Origin of the sequence: Mycoplasmopsis arginini (assembly GCF_900660725.1) — a bacterium.
Lineage (GTDB): Bacteria > Bacillota_I > Bacilli_A > Mycoplasmatales > Metamycoplasmataceae > Metamycoplasma > Metamycoplasma arginini.
This window is the reverse complement of sequence record NZ_LR215044.1, coordinates 194,587-217,432: the sequence shown is the minus strand read 5'-3', so window position 1 is coordinate 217,432 and position 22,846 is coordinate 194,587. Positions and strand designations below refer to the sequence as shown.

At 24.3% G+C, this 22,846-nt stretch carries 24 protein-coding genes and 2 tRNA genes; 20 read left to right on the top strand and 6 right to left on the bottom strand.

Annotation, left to right across the window (positions count from 1 at the left end):
• The first annotated feature begins 98 nt into the window (after positions 1-98).
• A complete protein-coding gene (locus EXC38_RS00990) occupies positions 99-1,193 on the top strand; it encodes an MHO_1580 family protein (RefSeq protein WP_129694508.1) in 1,095 nt (364 codons plus the stop codon).
• Positions 1,194-1,218: 25 nt separating this feature from the next.
• Here the strand turns inward: EXC38_RS00990 and nadE are convergent, their stop codons facing one another.
• A complete protein-coding gene (gene nadE, locus EXC38_RS00985; protein ID WP_004414885.1) occupies positions 1,219-1,980 on the bottom strand; it encodes an NAD(+) synthase in 762 nt (253 codons plus the stop codon).
• Between the two features lie 152 nt (positions 1,981-2,132).
• Here nadE and efp point away from each other — a divergent pair, with 152 nt between their 5' ends.
• The 4 genes from efp to EXC38_RS00965 all read left to right on the top strand — a co-directional run bounded on the left by efp (position 2,133) and on the right by EXC38_RS00965 (position 5,969).
• The gene (gene efp, locus EXC38_RS00980) at positions 2,133-2,690 is read left to right on the top strand and encodes an elongation factor P (protein ID WP_004414887.1); all 558 of its coding nucleotides are present in this window, start codon (positions 2,133-2,135) and stop codon (positions 2,688-2,690) included.
• A 1-nt stretch (position 2,691) separates the two neighbouring features.
• On the top strand, positions 2,692-3,000 hold the full coding sequence (locus EXC38_RS00975) for an MMB_0454 family protein (RefSeq protein ID WP_040543522.1): 309 nt from the start codon (positions 2,692-2,694) through the stop codon (positions 2,998-3,000).
• Positions 2,993-4,843 (top strand): transketolase family protein, encoded by a 1,851-nt coding sequence (locus EXC38_RS00970; RefSeq protein ID WP_129694507.1) that lies wholly within the window; start codon positions 2,993-2,995, stop codon positions 4,841-4,843. The genes EXC38_RS00975 and EXC38_RS00970 overlap by 8 nt, the downstream gene beginning before the upstream one ends.
• 127 nt (positions 4,844-4,970) lie before the next feature.
• The gene (locus EXC38_RS00965; protein WP_129694506.1) at positions 4,971-5,969 is read left to right on the top strand and encodes an IS30 family transposase; all 999 of its coding nucleotides are present in this window, start codon (positions 4,971-4,973) and stop codon (positions 5,967-5,969) included.
• 177 nt (positions 5,970-6,146) lie between these two features.
• On the opposite strand, the gene EXC38_RS00960 is transcribed toward EXC38_RS00965, so the two are convergent.
• Positions 6,147-6,869: a pseudouridine synthase gene (locus EXC38_RS00960; protein WP_129694505.1), complete on the bottom strand. Its 723-nt coding sequence runs from the start codon at positions 6,867-6,869 to the stop codon at positions 6,147-6,149.
• A gap of 125 nt (positions 6,870-6,994) precedes the next feature.
• On the opposite strand from EXC38_RS00960, the gene EXC38_RS00955 reads away from it, so the two are divergent.
• The 5 genes from EXC38_RS00955 (at position 6,995) to EXC38_RS00935 (ending at position 9,271) form a co-directional block, all read left to right on the top strand.
• Positions 6,995-7,303, top strand: coding sequence for an MG284/MPN403 family protein (locus tag EXC38_RS00955; RefSeq protein ID WP_129694504.1), 309 nt, complete (start codon positions 6,995-6,997; stop codon positions 7,301-7,303).
• Positions 7,287-8,420, top strand: coding sequence for an MHO_1580 family protein (locus EXC38_RS00950; RefSeq protein ID WP_129694503.1), 1,134 nt, complete (start codon positions 7,287-7,289; stop codon positions 8,418-8,420). The genes EXC38_RS00955 and EXC38_RS00950 overlap by 17 nt, the downstream gene beginning before the upstream one ends.
• Positions 8,420-8,929, top strand: a complete 510-nt coding sequence (locus EXC38_RS00945) for an MHO_1590 family protein (RefSeq protein WP_129694502.1) — start codon at positions 8,420-8,422, stop codon at positions 8,927-8,929. The genes EXC38_RS00950 and EXC38_RS00945 overlap by 1 nt, the downstream gene beginning before the upstream one ends.
• Positions 8,930-8,936: 7 nt before the next feature.
• Positions 8,937-9,161: a phosphopantetheine-binding protein gene (locus EXC38_RS00940; protein ID WP_004415005.1), complete on the top strand. Its 225-nt coding sequence runs from the start codon at positions 8,937-8,939 to the stop codon at positions 9,159-9,161.
• A 35-nt stretch (positions 9,162-9,196) separates the two neighbouring features.
• Positions 9,197-9,271 (top strand) — tRNA-Trp (locus EXC38_RS00935).
• A gap of 116 nt (positions 9,272-9,387) precedes the next feature.
• On the opposite strand, the gene EXC38_RS00930 is transcribed toward EXC38_RS00935, so the two are convergent.
• Positions 9,388-9,462 (bottom strand) — tRNA-Thr (locus tag EXC38_RS00930).
• 95 nt (positions 9,463-9,557) lie between these two features.
• Here EXC38_RS00930 and prfA point away from each other — a divergent pair.
• The 10 genes from prfA (at position 9,558) to EXC38_RS00880 (ending at position 19,249) form a co-directional block, all read left to right on the top strand.
• On the top strand, positions 9,558-10,637 hold the full coding sequence (gene prfA, locus EXC38_RS00925; protein WP_129694501.1) for a peptide chain release factor 1: 1,080 nt from the start codon (positions 9,558-9,560) through the stop codon (positions 10,635-10,637).
• Positions 10,637-11,347: a peptide chain release factor N(5)-glutamine methyltransferase gene (locus EXC38_RS00920; protein WP_129694500.1), complete on the top strand. Its 711-nt coding sequence runs from the start codon at positions 10,637-10,639 to the stop codon at positions 11,345-11,347. The genes prfA and EXC38_RS00920 overlap by 1 nt, the downstream gene beginning before the upstream one ends.
• A gap of 34 nt (positions 11,348-11,381) precedes the next feature.
• The gene (gene dnaJ / locus EXC38_RS00915) at positions 11,382-12,488 is read left to right on the top strand and encodes a molecular chaperone DnaJ (protein ID WP_129694499.1); all 1,107 of its coding nucleotides are present in this window, start codon (positions 11,382-11,384) and stop codon (positions 12,486-12,488) included.
• A 92-nt stretch (positions 12,489-12,580) separates the two neighbouring features.
• Positions 12,581-14,422, top strand: a complete 1,842-nt coding sequence (topA, locus tag EXC38_RS00910; protein WP_129694498.1) for a type I DNA topoisomerase — start codon at positions 12,581-12,583, stop codon at positions 14,420-14,422.
• A gap of 131 nt (positions 14,423-14,553) precedes the next feature.
• Positions 14,554-15,663 (top strand): hypothetical protein, encoded by a 1,110-nt coding sequence (locus tag EXC38_RS00905; RefSeq protein ID WP_129694497.1) that lies wholly within the window; start codon positions 14,554-14,556, stop codon positions 15,661-15,663.
• Positions 15,664-15,665: 2 nt separating this feature from the next.
• Complete coding sequence (locus EXC38_RS00900; protein ID WP_129694496.1) at positions 15,666-15,932, top strand: hypothetical protein; 267 nt, start codon at positions 15,666-15,668, stop codon at positions 15,930-15,932.
• Between the two features lie 25 nt (positions 15,933-15,957).
• Entirely contained in the window at positions 15,958-16,626 is a 669-nt protein-coding gene (gene cmk / locus EXC38_RS00895; protein ID WP_129694495.1) for a (d)CMP kinase, read from the top strand.
• Entirely contained in the window at positions 16,626-17,942 is a 1,317-nt protein-coding gene (der, locus tag EXC38_RS00890; protein WP_129694494.1) for a ribosome biogenesis GTPase Der, read from the top strand. Before cmk ends, der begins: the two co-directional genes overlap by 1 nt.
• A 2-nt stretch (positions 17,943-17,944) precedes the next feature.
• A complete protein-coding gene (locus EXC38_RS00885) occupies positions 17,945-18,919 on the top strand; it encodes an NAD(P)H-dependent glycerol-3-phosphate dehydrogenase (RefSeq protein ID WP_129694493.1) in 975 nt (324 codons plus the stop codon).
• A gap of 33 nt (positions 18,920-18,952) precedes the next feature.
• Positions 18,953-19,249, top strand: coding sequence for an HU family DNA-binding protein (locus tag EXC38_RS00880; RefSeq protein WP_057235694.1), 297 nt, complete (start codon positions 18,953-18,955; stop codon positions 19,247-19,249).
• Between the two features lie 183 nt (positions 19,250-19,432).
• Here the strand turns inward: EXC38_RS00880 and EXC38_RS03670 are convergent, their stop codons facing one another.
• The 3 genes from EXC38_RS03670 to EXC38_RS00865 are packed head-to-tail and all read right to left on the bottom strand — an operon-like array spanning position 19,433 to position 22,764.
• The gene (locus EXC38_RS03670; RefSeq protein ID WP_268812630.1) at positions 19,433-19,741 is read right to left on the bottom strand and encodes a Holliday junction resolvase RecU; all 309 of its coding nucleotides are present in this window, start codon (positions 19,739-19,741) and stop codon (positions 19,433-19,435) included.
• Between the two features lie 52 nt (positions 19,742-19,793).
• Positions 19,794-21,923: a UU173 family protein gene (locus tag EXC38_RS00870; protein WP_129694492.1), complete on the bottom strand. Its 2,130-nt coding sequence runs from the start codon at positions 21,921-21,923 to the stop codon at positions 19,794-19,796.
• Positions 21,895-22,764 carry an MAGa7180 family putative nuclease gene (locus EXC38_RS00865; RefSeq protein ID WP_004415149.1) on the bottom strand — a complete coding sequence of 290 codons (870 nt, stop codon included), beginning with the start codon at positions 22,762-22,764 and terminating at the stop codon, positions 21,895-21,897. Before EXC38_RS00865 ends, EXC38_RS00870 begins: the two co-directional genes overlap by 29 nt.
• Positions 22,765-22,846: the final 82 nt, after the last annotated feature.

The following is a 22,846-nucleotide window of genomic DNA, read 5'->3' as shown; positions in this document are numbered from 1 at the left end:
TTTAAAATTTATATAATAAAAATTTTTCAGTCTCATTATTAATTTTTTAGCTGAAAAAAATGGTGTACTTATTATGCCTAAAAGGCACTGGAGAATTAATGATATATAATTACGAAGATGTAAATCAGCAAAAAATTACATATGAATATAAAGAAGAGATTAAAACTTCAATTGAAAAATGTAAAATTAACAATAAAAATGTAGATTTAGGTTTAAATCAGAACGAAAAGTGTGAAATTGAAATTCTTAGAAATTTAAATGAAAATTCTTGAGTCTTAGAGTTTATTGTACCAAAAAGAGTTTATGATTCATCGAGAATAAAAATTATTGAACTTAATGATAAAAAATTACTTATTCAAGATTTAGAAGAATTGGAAAACAATAGAGTTAGATTTAAAACTATGTTTTTTCAAGATAAAACAATAATTAAATTTGGTGATCTTTCAAAATTAAAATTTAGTTTTCACTCAAAATGAAGAAAAGATTTTTTTAATAAATTATCTTTTATAATTAATTTTAATATCAATAAAACTAATAATGATTTTACAAATATAAATGTAAGAGATAAAAATTTAAAATTTAACTTCATTGAATTGATAAAGTTTGATATTGAGAATAATGTTTTACCACAACTTAACCCTTTTCAGAATAATATAGCTTATTATAATAATTTAATTTTTAATTTTAACTTTTTCAACTTAAAACAAAATGAATTCTTATATAAAGTATTGGATCAAAAAATCGAACTTAAGACACCAAATAGATATTATGTGCCGGCTCGTAATTACAATATAAATTTTTTAAATAAGATTTTAATTAAAGAAAATAATAAAGATTACAGCTTTGATCTAATACCAAAAATTAATACGATAAATAAATTTAAAACAAATATTGAATATTTTATTAATAAAAATAATAGATGAGATAACAATCAAAAAGAATTTTTTGAATCTAAAAACGGAACTTTAAAGGGATATCATTTGCCATTAAAATATAACGGTGATATTACTATAAAGTTTAATTTAAATCAAAAACTTATTAATAATCTTAAAGAAATAAAATATTTAACAAACTTTTCACATCCTCTTTTTAATGAGAATAATGGTTTAATAAAATTGAATTGCCAGGTTATAAACACTACAGAAGAATTCCAAAATTTAAATTATTCGGACTGAACGTTAAAAAATTTATAAATTAAAAAACATCACGTGATGTTTTTTAATTAACTTTAGGTCCCTTTGGAATTAATTTTCTTTTGTGGTCGGTTTTTTTATTTAGAAATTTTATTTTTTTCGCAACGGTTTCTTCGGTTTTATATTTATCTAAAATATATTCTTCAAATTGCTCATAAGTAAAACCTAATTCATCTTCATCATACTGGTTATTTAATAAATTTGCACTCGGTCTTTTTTTAATAATTTCAATCGGAACTCCAATAACCTTAGCCATCTCATAAACATCGCTTTTTAATATATTAGCAAAAGGTAATAAATCGCAAGCTCCATCTCCTCACTTTGTAAAATAACCCAAATAATATTCATTGAAGTTATCAGTTCCTAAAACTAGCGAATTATTTTGTTGCGCTTTTGTATATAGAACATTCATAAAAAATCTTGATTTGGCATTTGCCTTTATTCAATTTTCATCTAGGCTAAATTTATTTGCAAACATATTAAATTCATCTGTTAAATCAATTGTTTCAATAGTATTGTTTAAAATGATATTCAATTTCTTAATATCTCTTTCATTTTCAATATCACTTTTCGTTTTTAAATAATAAAAGTGTGTTTTTAAACCTAATGTTTTATAACAAATTAAAGCTAAAGTAGCGCTATCTATTCCACCAGAAATTCCTAAAACTATTCCTAATGAATTTGCTTTTTTTACTTTACCTAAAATTCATTTTTGAATTTTTTTAATCACTGATAAATATTTTTCTGATTTATTCATTTGAGTGTTATTTGTTTGCTTCTTATCCATAATTAATAATTTTATTATCATTTCAACAAATTATTATTTTATTTTTGTTTTTCGCATTTAATAATTTATAATTTTTTATATTTATAATAAAAAACAAACAAATATTTAAATAAATAAAAATTAAAAATAAGAAGTAAATTTAGGAGAAAAATATGATTAATGTTAATGATTTAAAACCAGGAGTAACATTTAAATTAGATGGAAATATTTATGTTGTTTTAGAAGCGCAACATTCAAAACAAGGAAGAGGGCAAGCCAATGTTAAGGCTAAAGCTAAAGATCTAAGAACAGGTTCTACAACTATCAAGTCATTTACTGGCGGCGAAAAAGTTGAGAAAGCCATGATTGATAAAATTTCAATGGATTATTTATATAATGCAGGAGATACAGTTGTTTTAATGGACCAAGAAACATTTGAACAAATAGAAATTCCTGTTTCTTCATTAGAATGAGAATTAAACTTTTTAAAAGAAGGAATGAAAGTTATTGTTAGAAAATACGAATCAGAAGTATTAGATATTGAATTACCAGCTAATGTTGCTTTAAAAGTAACAGAATCACCTGATGCAGTCAAAGGCAATACTGCTCAAGCAGCACAAAAGAAAGTTACACTAGAAACAGGTTTTGTAGTAGAAACTCCATTATTTATAAAAGAAGGAGAAGTTATTTCAATTTCTACCGAAACAGGTAAATATGTTGGAAGAGCATAAGATGAGTGATTTTGTTTCAGTTAATACAAAGATGAACTTTGATTTCAAAGTAGAAAGTGAAACTATTTATCAAGCAATTAATCATTTTTTTGAAAATCAAGATGAAATTATCTTAACAAAAGAACCAATCATTAATATCAGAGACAATAACGGAATTGAAATTTTTATTAGTTATAAATTAAAAAAAGGTTCAATCCTGTCTTTTGAGACTAAGAAAATGATTTTTATGTTGGAACAAAGAATATATTCTTTATTAAATGTAAAACCTAATAATATAAATGTAATTTTTGAAGGTATAAAAAATGTTTAAAAGTAAAAGAATTAATAATCTAGCAATAGATAATATAAAAATTAATTCCTTGGCACAAATTGCTAATTCCAAAAACACAAATATAGCAATAAATATTACGGCAGCTAAAATTTTTCATGCGCTTTTTGCTTTTCATTATAAATTTGATATAAAAAACCCTAATTGAATTTCAAGGGATAGATTTATTTTATCTATTTCCGAAGCAAATCCAACTTATTATTCAATGCTGTACTTATTAGGATTGATTAATAAAGAAGAAATAAAAAATATAAATAAACCAATTTGTGAATTTTGTAACTATTTAAAAAAGAATAATAAATTAGGCATCGAAATCTCTTCTGGAAAAATAGGTAATGGTGTTGCTGAAGCAGTTGGAATTGCAATAGCAGAAGCCTATTTATCGGCAAATTTTAGAGAAATTAATCATTACACTTATGTTTATGTTTCTAATAGGGATTTAGAAACTGGCGTTGCAAACGAAGCATTGCAATATGCTGGGTCAGTAAAATTAAATAAGTTAATTGTTTTATATGATGCAAATACATTGCTAAGCAGTTTTAATATAAATAAAAAAGCATTGGATATAAAGAAAACTTATCAATCTTATGGCTTTAAATATATAAAAATTGATAATGCTGATTATAAAAGCATATCTAAAGCAATTTCTAAGGCTAAAAATAGCAATAAACCAACATTTATTGAAATTAAACCTCCTTTAGGAGAATTATCTAGCCATAATTTAGAGAACTATTATACAAAGTCATCAACAATAGATTTTGATCAAATTGATGAATTTAAAGAGCAAACTAACTTTAAGAAGGGTGACTTTTTTGACACTTATTCAGAAATAGTAGAAGAATACAAGAAAGTTTTTGAAAAGAATAATAAATTATTTAATAAATGAACTGCCTCAGATAAATTAATAAGTTTTTTAAATGAAGAATTAAAAGAGAATGTTAATGATAACTTTTTATCAGCTTCTAATGAAATTGATTCCAATTTATTTACAATAATTAACAACCTTTTTTATAAATATAACAATACTTTTGCTCTTTCTTCATTTCTATGAACCTTAACAAAAATAAAAACTGCTAATGGTGTCTTTGATTTTAACAACAAAGAAGGACGTTCGTTGCTTCTTGGAATGAAAAAAGAAGCAATGGGATTGATAGCAAATGGGATTTATACCCATTCTAATTTCAAACCATTTGTTTTTAACTCATTATCATATGCGGAAAAAATTATTCCAAGTATTAGAAAGTCATTAGCAGATAATTCTAAAATTTTATATATTTTTAATAATGACTTAAATTCTGTTGAAAATTCAACTACTTTTTATCAAGAAGAAGAGCAAATTGGAATTCTTTCACAAATCGAAGGATTAAAAATATTATATCCTGCAGATCAAAAAGAATTAATGGGATCGATAGAATATTACTTAAATAAATCTGATGGCCCAGTTGTAATAATTGCTAATTTTTCTAGCAACTGAATTTGTGATGCAACTTCAAAATATAATTTTTTATCAGGATCATATTACATTTTAAAAAATGATTCAGAATATTCATTATTAGCAAAAGGTAACGATTTACAAATTGCTTATAAATTAGCTAAAAAACATAATTTGAATTTAATTTCAATTTCAAATGATGGTAATTTATCTAAATTGAATTACAATAAAAAAATGGCTATCACATTTACAAAAGATATTAGCGACGGATGAATGAAGTATGCTAAATATAACTTAAATGTGAATAACTCAAATAATAAAATGAAATCAGATTTTAATTCAATTGAAAAAAACCTTAAAATGATTTTAAATAAAAAAACTAACAGCATTTAATTTGCGTTAGTTCCTAAATTGAAAATTCAAGTGCAACACATTTAAAGTAAAATTTAGATGTGGAACTTGAATTTTTTATATTAAATAAAAAAAGAAAAAAGTTCCATTGGAACGGAAAGGAACTCATATGAATTATACAATAAAAAAATATAACCATTTAACAGATTCTGAAAGGATAATTATTGAAAATTACTTAAAGTTAAATTATTCTCTTCGTATGATTTCAAGATTAATTAAACGAAGTGTATCAACCTTAAGTAGGGAAATAAAAAGGAATACAAATGAATTTGGAGTTTATGAATTTAAATATGCTAGTTTAAAAACAAAAGAAAGATTTAGACATAAATATTATTTTAAATTTGTGGATAACAAAAAATTTAAAAATTTTTCTAAAGCTTTTTTACAAAAATATGACAAAAAGTTTTTTGGCATAAAGTCAACATATAATTTTATAAAAACTAAAACAAAGCACTGTTGTCCTTCTTTGAGAACAGTGTTTAATTGAATAAATACTAATAATTGAGTTATAAAAAAGTATCAAAAATTAAGACTATATTATAAAAAAGGTGGTAAAAGAACTGCATCTGTAATAAATCGGCTTGTAAAATCAGCTGATTATGTTTTTCCAATATGAACCCGACCTAAATCTATAGATTTAAGACTTGAGTTTGGACACTGAGAAGCAGATTTGGTTTTAGGAAAAAGAGCAAATGGATATAATAATGTTTTAACTTTAACCGAAAGAAAAACAAGAATTGGATTTGCAAGAATAATACAAAGCAAATCGCCACATACAATTAATTCAGAACTAAAAAAGATTATAAAAGATAATAAATTACAAGTAAAAACAATAACAATAGACAACGGTATTGAATTTGAAAAAATAGGTATTTTAGCTAGATGAATGAACATAAAAATTTATAGAGCTGAGCCTTATGCATCTTTTCAAAGAGGATCAAATGAACATTGAAACGGAATTTTAAGAAGGGAATTTAAAAAAGGATTTAACTTTAATACTATAACGCAAGAAAAATTAGATTCGGTTGTTAACCAAATAAATAATATGACACGCGAAATACTAAATTGGGAAACACCGCTACAAATGTATTTAGAAAATATTAAATAATGATCATTATCAACAAATATCAATAAAACAAAAGTTTTTCTATTTTCATTTGCAAAAATGAACTTTTTTTATTTACTTTTTTTGATTAAATAATTTAAAAAAATAAAAAATGTATAATAAAAAAAGCCCAAGGCATTTGTGTTGCACTTGAACTTTCTCTTTGGGAACTAACAGCATTTAATTTGCGTTAGTTTTTTTTATGATGTTTTTTTGAAATCAATTTATTTCTATAGAAGTTAGTTTTCTAAACTCACCAATTTTTAAATTTTCATCGTTAATACATCCATATCTTTTGCGATGTAATTTTTTTACAAAATTATTCACTAATAAGAAAAGATTTTTTACGTGATGATTTCTGCCTTCATTTAAAATTACACTATACACATTATCATTAATTTGTTTAACTTTTTGTTTTGAAAAAACTCCATTTAGTTTAACAAAACTAGAGTTTAAGAAAGATAATTCTTTTTCGCTTAATGGTTTTTCTAGATGAACAATATATTCTCTTTCTATTTTTGAAGAAGGGTGAGCTAATAAGTTAGCAAAATCCCCATCATTTGTTATTACAATTACGCCTGTAGTATTGAAATCAAGCCGTCCTATTGAATAACAGTATTTATTAACACCTATTCACTCATAAATTGTTTTTCTTCCTTGTGGATCTTTTAATGTACAAATTGTATTCTTGGGTTTATTAAGTAACAAGTAAAATTTTTCATCTTTATTTTTTAATAATTTATTGTCAATTTTAATAATATCATCAATTGAAACTCTTAAACCAATTGTTGCAATTTTATCATTAACTAAAACCCGCTTTGTTTCTATTAATTTTTCCGCTTCACGGCGCGAACAAAATCCAGCGTCAGAAATCATTTTTTGTAATTTAATTTTTTCTCCCATAATTAAGACCTTTCCTAAAATAGCACTTTGAAAAAATAATATTTATATTATAAATATTTTTATCTTAAGTTTCAATTTTATCTTATTTATTTGTTTTTGGTATTAAATTGGGGTAGGAGAAAAAAATGCTAGAAAACAAAATTGATAATTTAAAAAATATGAGTTTGCAAAAGAAAAGAGCTTTTATTATAGATTTTTGCTTGAACCAAAAATTAAGAAAAAATACTGCAAAAGATAAGAATATTAAGAATGTTAATATGTTAGAATTTTTTCTTAATTCTTTAAGCGAAGAATATCGAATGATTTTTATAAAAGACTTTATTAATAATGGAAATGATTCTTCTTGATATTTAGAAAATTGATCCAAAAACGCTTATTATAAAAAATTGAATTATTTAGTAGATTTATTTATCGAATATGTTTATTGTTCATAATCAAAACATTCAAAAATATGAATTAGTAAATAAGCAAGATCGATGAACTGAAGAATTTATTATTAATGCAAAACAAACAAGGTACTTAGATAATTGGAGTAGTGTTAATGAGATAACAAAAGTTAGAATCAAAAGAATTATTCAAAGTGATAATTTTATTATTACCTTTGAGCACTACAATCCGCTAAGAGAAATAAAAGACATAAGAATTACCCCTTTAATTAATAATAAGCTAGTTGATTTTAAACCAAGATATAATCTTAATACCGGAAATATTACACTGACTTTTAATAGTGATTTAGATTCTAAAAACAAATTAGATTTTAATGATATAGCTAATTTAAATTTTGAAATTGAATACAATATCGGCGGTTATTGATATCAATGCAAATCTTTTAGTTATTGAATTAAAAAAAATTTAAGATCTAAGAATATACCAATTAATAAAGATATAAATGTTGAAATTCTTAGCGAAATAGAAATAAGTTCAATACCTGATAGAATTGACAAATTTTCAATAAATCATGATTTTAAAACTAAATATCTAAATTTTCTTTTTAGACCAAATACTCTGAAATTAGGAACTTATAATAAAAACCTGTTTTCTTTAGAAATAACAAAAAAAGATAATAAAACACAAGAAGAGTTTTTTATTGATAATACAGATATTTATGATTTAAATTTTTCAACTGCAAATTTATTTAGTAACTCAAAAAATAAATACGATACAAAAATAAATTACACTTCTTTTAATCAAGCTAATATTTCAATAGATTCATATTCTTACTACGATAAATTGTCTGAAAGTGTTATTGTTAATGAACCAAACCATAATGCAAAATTAGGTCTATTAATCCCTTTAAAATTCGAAGGAATTTTTGGATATGAAATTCTTTTTAATTTAGGTAAGAATTTAAAGAATTTTAAACTCAGTTATTCTCAGGAATTAAAAAAACCATTCTTTAGTATTAATAATGGAATAATAAAATTGAAAGTTTCATCAGTTAAAGGTTGGCTAACTGACGAAAAATGGCATTTAATTAAATATAAAAACTTTATTGAAATAATTAATAGCGCTAATTCTTTAGAATCAATAAATAAAATAGGGGAAAAATAATGAAAGAAAGAAATAAAAAAATAATATTATGAACATCTTTAGGGCTAATAATTAGTACCTCTGCCGCATTAGCTACAACTTTTGTTGTTTTACAAAATAAGAAGAGTCAAAATTCAGATCCAGAAAAAAATGAGAATCATGAAGAAAAAAGCAATAACCATAATACTAACAATAGTGAAACCAATAACTTAGATCAAAATACTAATAATAATGATAATTTACTTGATAATAAAACAAAAAAAGAATTAAATTGAAGGGAAATTTTTCCTGAAATAAAAAGCTCAGATTATTATAATAAATTAAATTATAAAGATGGGCAAGCTTGAATTGATGAAGACATGATTGTTTATATTATTAAAGATATTTTGAATAGAATGTTAGTTACTAATGGTGAAGTCAGATACGCGTATAAAAAAGTAGATGATCAAAATTTAATAATTACTTTTAAGTGAAATAATGAAAAAGAAAAAAGTGTTGTAACTTATAAGATAAGTACAAATAAGTTATAATATTATTATGAATTTTCAAGATATCGTATTTAAAGAATTAAAAAAACTTACAAAAAAACCTTTTGATTTGGACACATTAATCAAAGACTTAAACATTGATAGTTTAGATCTTGTTCTTTTAGTATCAGATTTAGAAAGTAAATTTAAAATCGAAATTAAGGACGAAGAATTAATGAACCTAAAAACTATTAATGATATTATCGATATAATCAATCAAAAATATACAAAATAAAAAAAATAATGTAAAATAATTATCGTATCGTTTGTACGGGTATAGTTCAATGGTAGAACAACGGGCTTCAACCCCGTGTGTTGTGAGTTCGAGTCTTGCTACCCGTGCCATATCATTAATTTAATGAATTCAAAAGCAACTTCGATGTTGCTTTTTTATTTAAAGTTAAAAAATAAATAACAAAAAATCTAACATTTGTTAGATTTTTTGTTAGTAAATTAATATATGGTGCCGTCAACTGGAATTGAACCAGCGACCCCTTCCTTACCATGGAAGTGCTCTGCCCCTGAGCTATGACGGCGCTTTTAAATATGGCTGATTATTATTATATAAAAAAACAACTATTATTTTTAATAAATTTAAATAAATTTAAATATTTTAAATATACTTATACATATGGAAAAAACGATGTATGAATCTTTATGTTCTATTAAAAAACAATATTTAGAACTAGAACAAAAATTAAACGAACCAGAAGTTTACAATAATATAAAACAATATACAAAAATTTCAAAAGAAAAAGCCGATATTGAAGATATATATTTAAACTTTAAAAAATACCAAGAAATAGAAGATCTTTACTTGCTAAGCAAGGATATTTTAGCTAATGAGAAAGATGAAGAACTAATTGAATTAGCAAGAAATGATATTGATAACCAAGTAGAACAACTAAAAGAACTAGAAGAAAAAATCAAAGAACTTTTATTACCTGTTGATGAAAATGACAAACGAGATGTTATTGTCGAAATTAGAGGAGCAGCAGGTGGTGATGAAGCTAATATCTTTTCCGGAGATTTATTTAAAATGTATCAAAAATACGCTGAAGAAATGGGCTTTAAAATAAAAATTATTGATTATACATATGGTTCAGCTGGCGGGTATAGCCAAATTGTTTTTAGTGTAAAAGGAGAAAAAGTTTTTTCTAAAATGAAATTTGAGAGGGGTGTTCATAGGGTGCAAAGAGTTCCTGCAACCGAAACTCAAGGCCGTGTGCACACCTCTACAGCAACTGTAACTGTTTTACCTGAAATTGATGACGACGTTAATATTGTTATTAAACCAGATGATATTGAAGTAGATGTTTTTAGATCATCAGGAGCTGGCGGGCAATCTGTTAACACAACTGATTCTGCCGTTAGAATCACACACAAACCAACTGGTATCGTTGTTACTTCTCAAGACGAAAGAAGTCAAATCCAAAATAGAGAAACCGCTTTAAAAGTTTTGAAAAGTAGATTATACGAAATTGAAATTCAAAAAAGAGAAGAAGAAGAAAGTGGTTTAAGAAAATTAGCAGGAACAGGCGATAGAAGTGAAAAAATTAGGACATATAATTACCCACAAGATAGAATTACTGATCATAGAATTGGATTTTCAACTTCTTTAAAAGTTGTTATGGAGGGTGAATTAGAAAAAATAATTGAAGCTTTGATTGCCGACGAGAAAGCAAGAAAAATTAAAGAAGCAGGTTTATAATGATAGATAAAGAGGTTTTGCTAACAGAAAAAAGAAGATACGAGCAGCCTCTTTTTATTTCAAAAAGGGAAGAAAAACTATTAAAAAAAGATTACCCAGTTCAAAAAATAATTGGATATCAAACTATGCAAAATGTTCATATTGACATTAGATATGATGTTTTAATTCCTCGGTATGAAACAGAAGAGGTTATTATCGAAGCATATAAATATATAAATAAAGATTCAAAAGTTTTGGATTTATGTTGTGGATCAGGTTTTATTGGTTTGGCAATAAATAAAAATATTAAATGTAATGTTACATTATCTGATATTTCTAATCAAGCAATTAAACAAACAAAATTAAATATCAAGATAAATAAACTAGAAAATTGTAAAGTTATAAAGAGCAATTTATTTAAAAAAATAAAAGAAAAATTTGATTTGATTGTATCTAATCCACCATATTTAAATAAAAATAATATTTTTGCAAATTCTTTAAAATGAGAGCCAAAGAAAGCGTTGTTTGCAAAAGATAGTGGTTTATTTTTCTATAAAAAAATTACTAATGATTTAATTTATTATCTAAAACCTAACGGTCATCTAATTTTAGAAATAGACGAATTTTCTAAAAAATGACTTGAAGAAAATTATCCTAACACCACTTTTATAAAAGATATAAATAAAAAAAATCGAATTGCAATACTAAAATATAATGATTTAAAAAAATAGCACTCTAATTAAAATTGTGCTAAAATTGTTTATTATGTCAAACAAGAGAGATTATTATGAAATATTGGGCATAAATAAAAATGCTACAGAGAAAGAAATTAAAAGTGCTTATCGTAAATTAGCTATGCAATATCATCCTGATAAAAATAGTGCGCCTGATGCTGAAGAAAAATTTAAGGAAGTATCAGAAGCATACGAAATATTATCAGATCCAGCAAAAAGAGAAAAATATGACAAGTTTGGTCATAATGCATTTGACCCAAATGCTTATCACTTTGGAAATTCAGAAGATATTTTCAGTAGCTTTTTTGAAAGTTTTGGTTCAGGTTTTTCCGGAGCTGATATTTTTGGAGATATTTTTAGTTCCTTTAATAATTATGAAGATCAAGATAACAAGAAAGGACAAGATTTACAATTAGTAGTTAATATTAATTTTGAAGATGCGATCTTTGGCAAAACAATTGAACTTAACTTAGATAAATATGAAACTTGTGATTATTGTCATGGGACAGGCGCTGAAAGTAACGCTGATATAGTGACATGCAGTACCTGCAACGGAGCTGGTAGAATTCAACAAAGAGTAGCAATTTTTTCAACAGTAAAAACATGTCCTACATGTAAGGGTTTAGGCAAGAAAATTAATAAATTCTGCCATGAATGTAATGGACAAAAAAATAAAAAAGTCAAGGTTACACAACGTGTAGAAATACCTGGTGGTGTTGAAGATGGTGATACTATTAGAATAAAAGGTTTAGGAAAACCTTCTTCTTACACTAATAATCCTGGTGATTTATATTTAGTATTTTCTATTACTCCAAGTAAAAAATACAAGAAAATAAATAACGATTTATATATTGAAATGCCACTTTCTATTAAAAGTTATTTATTAGAAGATGAGATAGAAATACCTACACCATATGGTAATAAGAAAATTAAAATAGATCATAGTTTAAAAATTAATGAACCATTTAAAGTAAAAAATTGCGGATATCCTTATAAAAATTCAAATTATAAAGGGGATTTATATATTAAATTTGATTTATATATGCCAAAATTAAGTAGGGAAGAAAATAAAAATCTTAAAGAAATTTTTGAAGATAAAAATGATACAAAACGAGAAGAATGATTAAAAAAATTCTAGTCGTTTTTTTAATTTAATTTTTTAACAAAAATTTTTATGTTATTATTATTCTTTATAAGTTAACAAAAAAGCAAGGGGGGAGGAACTATCATATGTCAGAAAAAATAATGATTGTTGAGTCACCAAATAAGGTTCATACTATTCAAAAAATAGTAGGAGATGAAATAAAGGTATTGGCCAGTGTTGGTCATATTTTAAAACTATCAACTGGTGGATTAAATAATTTAGGAATTGATTTTGAAAATTGAGAACCAAAAATGATTCCTGATCCTTTGAAAAAAACAATAATTTCAGAACTAAAAAAGGCTGTAAAAAATGCTGATGAAGTTTTAATAGCAACTGACCCTGACCGTGAAGGTGAAGCAATTGCTAATAATTTAATTACAACTTTAAAATTAGAAAATAAATATAAAAGAATTAAATACAATGAAATTACTGATGAGGCTATAAAATTTGCAATAGAAAATCCTTTAGAAATTGATAAAAATTTAGTTAAAGCTCAAAAAACTAGACGTATGTTAGATCGAATAATTGGTTTTCGTTTATCGCAGTTAATGATGCAAAAAGTAAAAAACGCTCCTACAAACCCTTCTGCAGGAAGAGTTCAATCTATCGCTCTAAAATTAGTTTGTGATAAAGAGAAAGAAATTGAAAACTTTAACCCAATTTTATATTCTAAAATTAATGCTAATCTAATTAATGGTTTGAGTGTTCCCTTATATTTAAAAGAAAATAAAGAATTCGAAGATAATACATGACTAAATCGTGAACAAGCAAATATTACTTATAATGAACTTTTAAATAGTAATTATGAATTAGTTGTTGATGATATTTCTGTGTCAAAAAGAAAAGAAAGCGCTTATACACCTTTTAAACAATCGGTACTATATAAAGAAGCAAAATATAGTTCAAAAACAGTACAAAGTTCAGCGCAAAAATTATTCGAAGCAGGGTTAATTTCTTACCCAAGAACTGATTCAACAAGATTAAGTGAATCATTTATTAATAAAGCACAAAAATATATCACAGATCATTTTGGTGAAAATTATGTGGCTAAAGAAATTAAAGGCTTTGCTGGCTCACAAGATGCTCACGAGGCAATAAGACCAACATATATTGAATTAACTCCTGAAGAAGCTAAAACAAAACATGATTTAAATGAAATTGATTTTTATATTTATAAAATAATTTATGATAAAACAATAATGTCTTTAATGACATGTCCAGAAAAAGAAAATTATAGATTTAATTTAGTAAATGAAAATAATAACTTTAGAATGTCATTTAGCAAAGTTATTTTTGATGGTTATTATGCATATTTAGGTAAAGAAGAAATAATAAACATTCCAAAATTACAAATTGGAGATATTTTAAAAGTTGGTGAGTTTATCAAAGAAGATAAGAAAACATTGCCACCAGCTCGTTATAACGAAGGTTCTTTAATTAAAAAATTAGATGATATTAAAGTAGGGAGACCATCAACATTTGCATCAACAATTTCAGTTATTAAACAAAGATTATTTGTCGAATTAACAGATGGTCATTTAATTCCGACAGAGTTTGGAAAAATAGTTTTAGAAAAATTGTTAACAAGTTTTCCAAAAACAATTAACGAGGAATACACAGCTAAAATAGAAGCAAAATTAGACTTAATTTCTGAAGGAAAAGAAGATTATAGAGAATTAATGCAAAAATTTTGAGACAGTTTTAATGAAAGATATGATGATGTTAAAGATCAAATAAATATAACCGTATTAGAAGTTAATAAGTTAGATGAAAATTGTCCTTTATGTAATTCTCAATTAGTCTATCGTTATACAAAAATTAAAAAACAAAAATTTATTGGATGTTCAGCTTTTCCTAATTGTCATTATATAAGAAATATTGAAACACAAAATAAAGGTTTCTTTAGAAGACGTAAAGCTAAAAAATAAATAAAATATATTAGCACATATGTAAAAAAACCAAAGAGAAAAATTTAAGGGTTGTTTTACTAAAATACTAATGTATTTTATTTTTTTAGTTTTATTTACAAATATTAAATTTACATAGTAAAATTGTTATCATGAAAAAAGAAATAAAGAAAACAAAGAAACATTCGACAAAATGAACTTTATTTTTAGTTCCAGCATTAACTCTTTCTGCTGTTGCGGGAGCAATTTATTATGTTGTTAAAAATAGTAGAACTATCCAAAAAGAATTTTGATCAGTCGAGAAATTTAATGAGGAAGTTAAAAAAATTGAAATTAAAAAACAAATAGTAGGTTCTTTACAAGCAAAAAATCTTCTATCTGATTTTAAAAGTAGAAAAAATCTAGCACAAAAAAGAATTGATGAGTTTAATGAAAAACATAAAGAAATAATTGAAAAAAAACCCGGAAATCTAACTATTGAAGAAAAAAATATTCTTAAAAATAAACCAGAACCTTTTAACCCTGATTTGTTTTTAAAAAATAAAATCGAAACACTTTTAGATTTTGAAAAAATTAAGTTTTTAGATTTTAAATTTTTAGATGTTGAAGAGATTCCTAACGATTCATTTAATTTAAGAATTCATTTTGAAGTATTTTTAAATTATGAATATGCTAAGGGTATTTTTGAATCAAACAAAGTAAAGTCAACACCAAATTCTAAGTATTACTTTAAATCAAGTGAAGTTGTTCAATTTTTATCTAATAATTTAAAAACTTATCAAGGAACTGAGTTTTCTAAGATGTGACCTGAAAACAAAAAAGAAGCTGAAGAAATAGTTAGAAAATATGATGTGAAAAGCAAAGAATTAGAAAATCAAGTTTTAGCTCTTGAGGAAAGACAAAAAACAATCGAAGCAAAAGAAGAAAAAACCCAAGAAGAATTAAATGAATTACAAGAAATAAAAACAAATATTAATTCATTAAAAGAGCAAATTAAAGCTGTTTTCAAAGGAGAAGATTTTCAGCAAGAAATTTTTACTTGATTTGAAAAAACCTTAATAGCAACAGATGCTTTTCAAGATATTTATTCAAAAGAAAAATTTAACATAAAACCTTTTATTGAAAATTCAAATAACCAATATGTTTCATGAAACCCTAAAAAAGGTTTAAATGAACTAACAATTAAATATTTATTTATAAACAAAGAAAATGAAAAAATTAAAAGTGAAGGTGAAATTAAAATTTTTACTTTAGATGTTTAATTATGGAAAAAGAAACTAATAAATTAAAAAAAATAATTGCTGAAGATACTAAACAAATTAAAGACTTAATTAAATTGATAAAAAAATATAATTTAAATGTTGATTTGGATATAGAAAGTTATATTCAAGACTTGGAAAACAAGAGTATTGAAGAGATTAAATTAAATAAAATAATTAAAAATCTAAATATAGATAAAAACTATAAAAATTACGAAGATTTAAAGATTGAAGAAAACCAAGAATTATTAGACTTAATTACAAAAGATTAGAAAAGGATTAGAAAGGGAGCTCAAAATGAAAAATAAAATAAATATTGCGATAGATGGACCAAGTGGCGTGGGAAAAACAGTTATGGCCAAAATGTTAGCAAAGGAACTAAATTATAAATTCATTAGTAGCGGTAATATTTATCGTGCTATTGCTTATAATTCATTAATCAAAAATATTGATTTAAATAATGAACAAGAAATTAATAATTCTTGAAATTTTAACGATTTATTCATTACTGAAGATGAAAAAATATTTTTAAATAATGAAGATATAACCTTAAAAATTAGAGAAGATAAAGTTTCATTAGTAGCTTCATTAATTGCAAAATTTCAATCTGTGAGAATCAAAGTGAATGAATTTATACAGAATTTTGGTAATAAAAATAAAGGCATTATTGTCGATGGTCGTGATGCAACATATCGAATTTTACCTGATGCCGAAGCAAAATTTTTCTTGTGAGCTACCCCAGAAATAAGAGCAAAAAGAAGACAAAATCAAAATCTTTTATTAGGAATAGAATCTAATTATGATGAAATATTAGAATCTATAAAATTAAGAGATTATAATGATATCAATCGCGATATTGATCCTTTAATTGTAAGTGAAGGAAGTGTAAAAATTGATTCAACAAATATGAGCGTTGAAGAAAACTTTCAAGTTATGCTTAAGGAAGTTAAAAAGAGGTTAAAATAATGAAAAATACAGTAGCATTAATAGGTAAGCCGAATGTTGGTAAATCAACATTATTTAATAAAATTATTGATAAAAGAAAATCAATAGTTTATGATACACCTGGAGTAACTAGGGATAGAATTTATCATTCAGCAAAATGGTCAGGTTATGAATTTAATATTATTGATACTGGTGGTATTACCCAAGAAGAAGGAAACTTTAAAGAAGAAATTCAAAAACAAGCTCAAATCGCTATTAACGAAGCTGAAATTATTGTTTTTATTATCGATGGAAGAGAGCCAATTACTACTGAGGACCTTTTTGTTGCGAGTTTATTAAGAAAATCAAATAAGAAAGTTATTGTAGCATTGAATAAATTAGAATCCAATATTAATAATTCTTTTGATAGTCAAATTTATAAGCTAGGATTTTCAGAAATTTTTCCAATTAGTGCTATTCATGGGGATGGTGTAGGAAATTTACTTGATGAAATAATTAACAATTTAAACTTTGATAACAAAGACAAAAATGATAATTTTAAGTTAACAATTTTAGGACCTGCAAATGCTGGAAAATCAACTTTATTAAATACTTTAACTAATGAAGAAAGATCAATAGTTTCTAATATAGCAGGAACTACAAGGGATTCTATTTCGTCTTTTATTAAAATAAATAATGAAGAATTTGAAATAATTGATACAGCCGGAATTAAAAGAAAAAGTAAATTAACCGATAGTATTGAACATTATGCTCTAATGCGTGCTACTGATTCAATTCAAGAGGCTGATTTATGCTTATTAATGTTAGATGCAACTGAAGAAGTTAGCCACTTTAGTCAAAATATTATTGGAATAGCATATGAATTAAAAAAACCCCTTATTGTCATTGTTAATAAATGAGATTTAATAGAAAAAGATACAAATACAATGGCAAATTATAAAAAGAATTTATCAAAAAAATTAAAGTTTGTTGATTGAGCTCCTGTTGTATTTATTTCTGCTAAAAATAAACAAAGAATAAATAAATTAAAAGATGAAATTATTCGTGTTAAAAATAATATATCAAGAAAAATTAACACTAACCAATTAAATTCGATAATGATGACTGCCCAAATGATTAAACCAGCTTCACCAATTAAAGGTAAAAGGTTATCAATTACATTTTCTAAACAAATAGATGGTTCAATTCCGACATTTTTACTTTTTGTTAATGATACAAATTGTGCTCACTTTACTTATTTAAGATATATTGAAAATCAAATTAGACAAAACTATGATTTTTCAGGAACACCAATAAATTTAATTTTAAAAAATAAAAATAAAAAAGAGGAAAGATAATTATGAAAAATAAAATTGCAATTCTAGGCAGTGGTGCTATGGGAACAGCTTGTGCTAATGTTCTTGCCGAAAATAATAACGATGTAATTATTTATGGAATTGATAATAATGAATTAAATGATCTTAATAAAGGTTTTAACAAAAAATATTTTGAAAATAAGCTAGAAAAAAACTTTAAAACAACAACTAATCTAGAAGAAGCAATTGACCATGCAAACTTCATAATTATCGCTATACCTACCAAGTTTATTCCTGATGTGTTTAATAAATTAATAGAATTAATAAAATATAAAACAGTTATTATAAATGTTTCAAAAGGTTTTTGACCAGAAACTAATTACTTTGTTCATAACAAAATGGAATCATTATCTTTTGAAAACAATAACATAAAGGGTGTTGTATCATTAATAGGTCCTTCTTTTGCCGTTGATATAATAAACAAGCAAATTACAATTGTAAATGCAGTTTCAAAAGAATTAAAAATAGCCAAAAAAGTGAAACAATTGTTTTCAAATTCATGATTTGGAGTTTCTATTAATGATGATGTAATAGGAGCTGAAATAGGATCAACATATAAAAATATATTAGCAATAGCCTCAGGCATGGCTGTTGGTTTAGGATATTCTACAAATACTCAAGCAGCATTATTAACAATGGGATTAAAAGAAATGGCTAAATATGCCAATTTTTTAGGTGCAAGAATTGAAACAATTTATGACCTTTGTGGTTTAGGTGATCTTATGTTAACTGGTTTATCAGAAAAATCACGTAATTATCAATATGGGATAAATTTTTTCAAAAATAAATTAGATGACAACAAGACAACTGTTGAAGGTTTATATGCACTTAAATACATTTATGAGCAAAATATATCTAAAAATAAATTAAATTTGCCATTAATAGAAGGAATTTATAAAATAGTATATAATAAGGAAAACCCAAATAAAATAATAAATAATTTGATGAAAAAAATTTAATTTTAGATTTGCTAAAATAAATAAGGAGTTAAAATGACAAAAAAAGAATTAATCAAAAAAACTTCAGAAGAAACCGGCTTTCAACAAGCTATGGTAGAATCTATTTTTGACCAAATGATTGATATTCTAATAGAAGAAATGGCTAACTCTAGACAAGTGACCATATCTGGATTTGGTGTTTTTTCTTCAAAATATATTCCTTCAAAAACTCAACAACATAATATTACAAAAGAAGAAATTGAAGTTCCTGCAAAAATGGACCCTAGATTTAAATTTTCTGATGTTTTAAAATCAAAAGTAGATGAAATTCATCAAAATTCTAAAAAGTAATATTTTCGATTATATTTAATATTCCCGGGAAAGATAAACTTAATTTTTTACCAATATCTAAAGCATCTTCAAAATGAAGTGCTTTTTTATTTTTAATTTTTTTATTAATTGATCATGCATAATTAAAAAAAATACATTTTCAAATTTAAAATATATTATTCAAAAAGCTATTCCACCATTTTTTTAGATTAAGTTTAAATATTCTATTTGATGATTTTTAATATTTTTTAAAGGTAAAATACTTAGTTCTGTGCTTTTTGCTTCAAAAGCAATAAATTTTCCTTTATAAATACCATAATAATCAACAGAGCTTTTGCTACTAATTACTGCCTGATCTAAATTTAGTTTTTTATTCTTTAATGAAACAGATTTAAAACTGATATCTAAATTTTTTTTATGAATTAAGCAAATATCATTTTTAAAGTAAAATTCATTAGTCTGGTTAATTATTGTTTCCAATAACATTCCGCGATTTTTAAAAATTGTGTTCATAATATTATTAAAGCAAAAAAAATAAGGAAATTTTCCCTATTTTTTCGCATATTTAAACATCATATTTTTCATAATTTTTTAAATATTCTTTTTTATTTTTCATTAAATATTTTATTAAATCTGCTGCCATTAGCATTGCCATAACATCATTATGACAGTAAATTTTTAAATCTTTAATCTTTTCGTTTCATTCATTATCTTTTATAAAATTTAAAGCTCTTGAAGTTGAGATAATTAATGCTGAACTACCATTTTTAACATTTAATTCAGCATATGGTTTAATATTATGTTTTAAATACTGGCCCAATTTATTTTCTGTAACAAAATATTCAATTTTTTTAATTGAAAAAGCACCATTTATATATCCGATATTAATTGGTCTATCAATAACAAAAACTTTTTTCATATGTGAAAGAAAAAAATTACATATATCTACTAATCTATTTATAATAAAATCTATTTTATTTAAATATAATTGGTAATCTTCATCAGATATCATCGTTTTTTTTCAATATATTTCTAAAGCTTCTTTTATTTCTATAAGTCTGGCTCTTTCATAACTGATATTATAAATAATATAATATGATATTTCTTCATCGTATAAGTCATCGACTATTTTTTTATATGTATCTATTCCAAAGTCTTTCGGATCGTAAACATAGTCATTACTTTCGTAAATCTCATTATTTTGCGTTTTAATAATTGATGTTTGAGAAATAACTTGATTTCATGCTGGTAAGTAATCTATCATTGGGGTCGGCAAAGTGACACCTTCAAAATCAAATCAAGCTATTTTTGCTTCTTTATCATTAATTACCTTATACTCATATAATTCTTCAATATTGGGGGCAATTGAAATAAGATTATTATCATAAAATTCCAAAGCTTTTCTTCTAGTTAAAACGTCAACTTCATCATTTACATTAGCAACAAGTTTTAATATTTTTTTACTACCGATTTTATAATTTGGATATTTCATTTGAAACAACTTAGAAAAAAACATATTAGAATTAAAATTATCAATAAAGTCATCATAACTTAATTCTCAATCTACTTTAATATTATCTTTGTTTTTTATTAAATTTAAAAACTCATCAAAAGAGCAAGTATAATTACTGATAGTTTTTTTAGTATCTGAATTTTCTAATCTTTTCTCATGAAAATTATAATTAGCTGAAGTTAACTCAGCTAAAACGTGGTCAATAATGGATTTATTCTCTTTTGACTTGCTTTTTCTTTTGCTTGAATAATCAAAATTTGGATCTCCAACTAATTTTGCTTCTATTTCTTCTTCTGATAATTCTTTTTTGTTTTTAGAACTAATTGAAGCACCACTTTTTGAATAATAACAATATTTGGTTAAAATAAAATTTAAAGTACCTTTTTTAACATTAATTCTTTTTTGATATTTTGGCTTAAATAAAAAAATTTCATTTATCTTTAGAAAATTATTAATAATTTTAAAATCTCAATAACTCTTTAAAAGTTGCTTTCTATTTGTTTTTTTAGAATAAATTAAATTACCAAAAGTGCATTCGGTTGTGTCTAAAAAAGTAACTTTAGAAAGACAATCTTTATATTTAAAAACAGGATTTATAATTAAGCGATAATTTTGTTTTAATGCTTTTTCAGTTTGACTAAGCATATCTTCTTGAGTTTGTTTTAAAGAAATAAACTTAATTTGATTATCGTTAAGTCCGTATTTTTCTTTATAAAAATTAATTAGTTGTTCTACCCCTTGATCATATACTTTTTCAATACCAGTTGATAATATATTTATATTTGTAAAAATAGAAAATAAATAATTAATATTTTTATATGTTTCTTCATCAAATTGTTTTTTTTCTAATTTTTTTGTTGAATCAAAATATTGTTTTAAAAAATCTATTTTTTCAAATGGGTTAAGTTTACTTATTTTTTCTTTCTCTTCATTTTCTAAATTTTTTTCAGTAAAATCATTAACTATATTTTCAATTTCTTCTGTATAAAAATCGAGAAAATCATATTCGCTATGATTTAAATCATCTTCATCATCTTCATAAGAAGTATCGTCTTGTAATAAAGCTATATTTTTCTTACAATAAGAATTAATTTCTTCATCAATATCATTAAAAATAAGTCAAGGCTTTGTTGTATTTGCAATTAAAAAATCATTAAATGAATACACTTGTTTCTTCTTCATATTCTGGCACTGCCTTCCCCATCTCTACTCATTCCAAGTAAAGTTTTTCTCATTCATTATAATTTTTACAATCTAAATAATTAACAATATCTGAATCAATTGCATCATTTCACTGCGGGCTCACACCACTTGTTGTATATTTTTTGTATCACTCTTCACAAGCTTTAATATCATCCAAAACTTGTTTGGTATTAACTTCAAAAAATCAGTTTTTAATCTTTCTTTTATTAATATCAACGTTTTCAGGATTCACATAATCTTCCTCTTCTAAGAAACATGCTACTATTGTAAATTTTGGTGCACCTATTAAATAAGAATATAACTGTGCTTGTTTTATGTAAGCAACATTGATTAAATTATTATTTCATGCATCAAATTTTTTACTACCAACGGTTTTAATTTCGATAATAATATTTTGTTCCTCTAAATAACCATCTGGTAACCCCCCAAACAATTCATTATCTTTAAAATAATCAAAGTTATAATCTTTTGCATTAAATCTTTTAATTTCAAAGTGAAATTTTTCTTCTAACTTTGCCAGAATTTTTGGTTCCAAAGCAATACCAGCATTTACATATTTTGGATCTAATACTGGAAATCTAAAATTAGCAACTCTAGCAAATGCAGCAAAGTCACTATTAAACTGAGTTAATTTTAAAATGTCACCTAATGCTGATCCAGTAATTTTTCTAAAACCCAAAAAAGAACCAGGTTTATGTGACAATAATTTTTGATGATATTCTTTTTTTAATTTTATTGTTTTTGTTTCATAATCAAGATCATATTGTAAACCGTTATAATGTGAACGTGAAGGAATTTTAATTTGTCTTTTGTTTTCCATTTAAGCCTCGCTTTTATATATATACTATTTTACAAAATTTAAATGAATTAAAACTAAAATGAAACTGTTATCCTTTATTTCA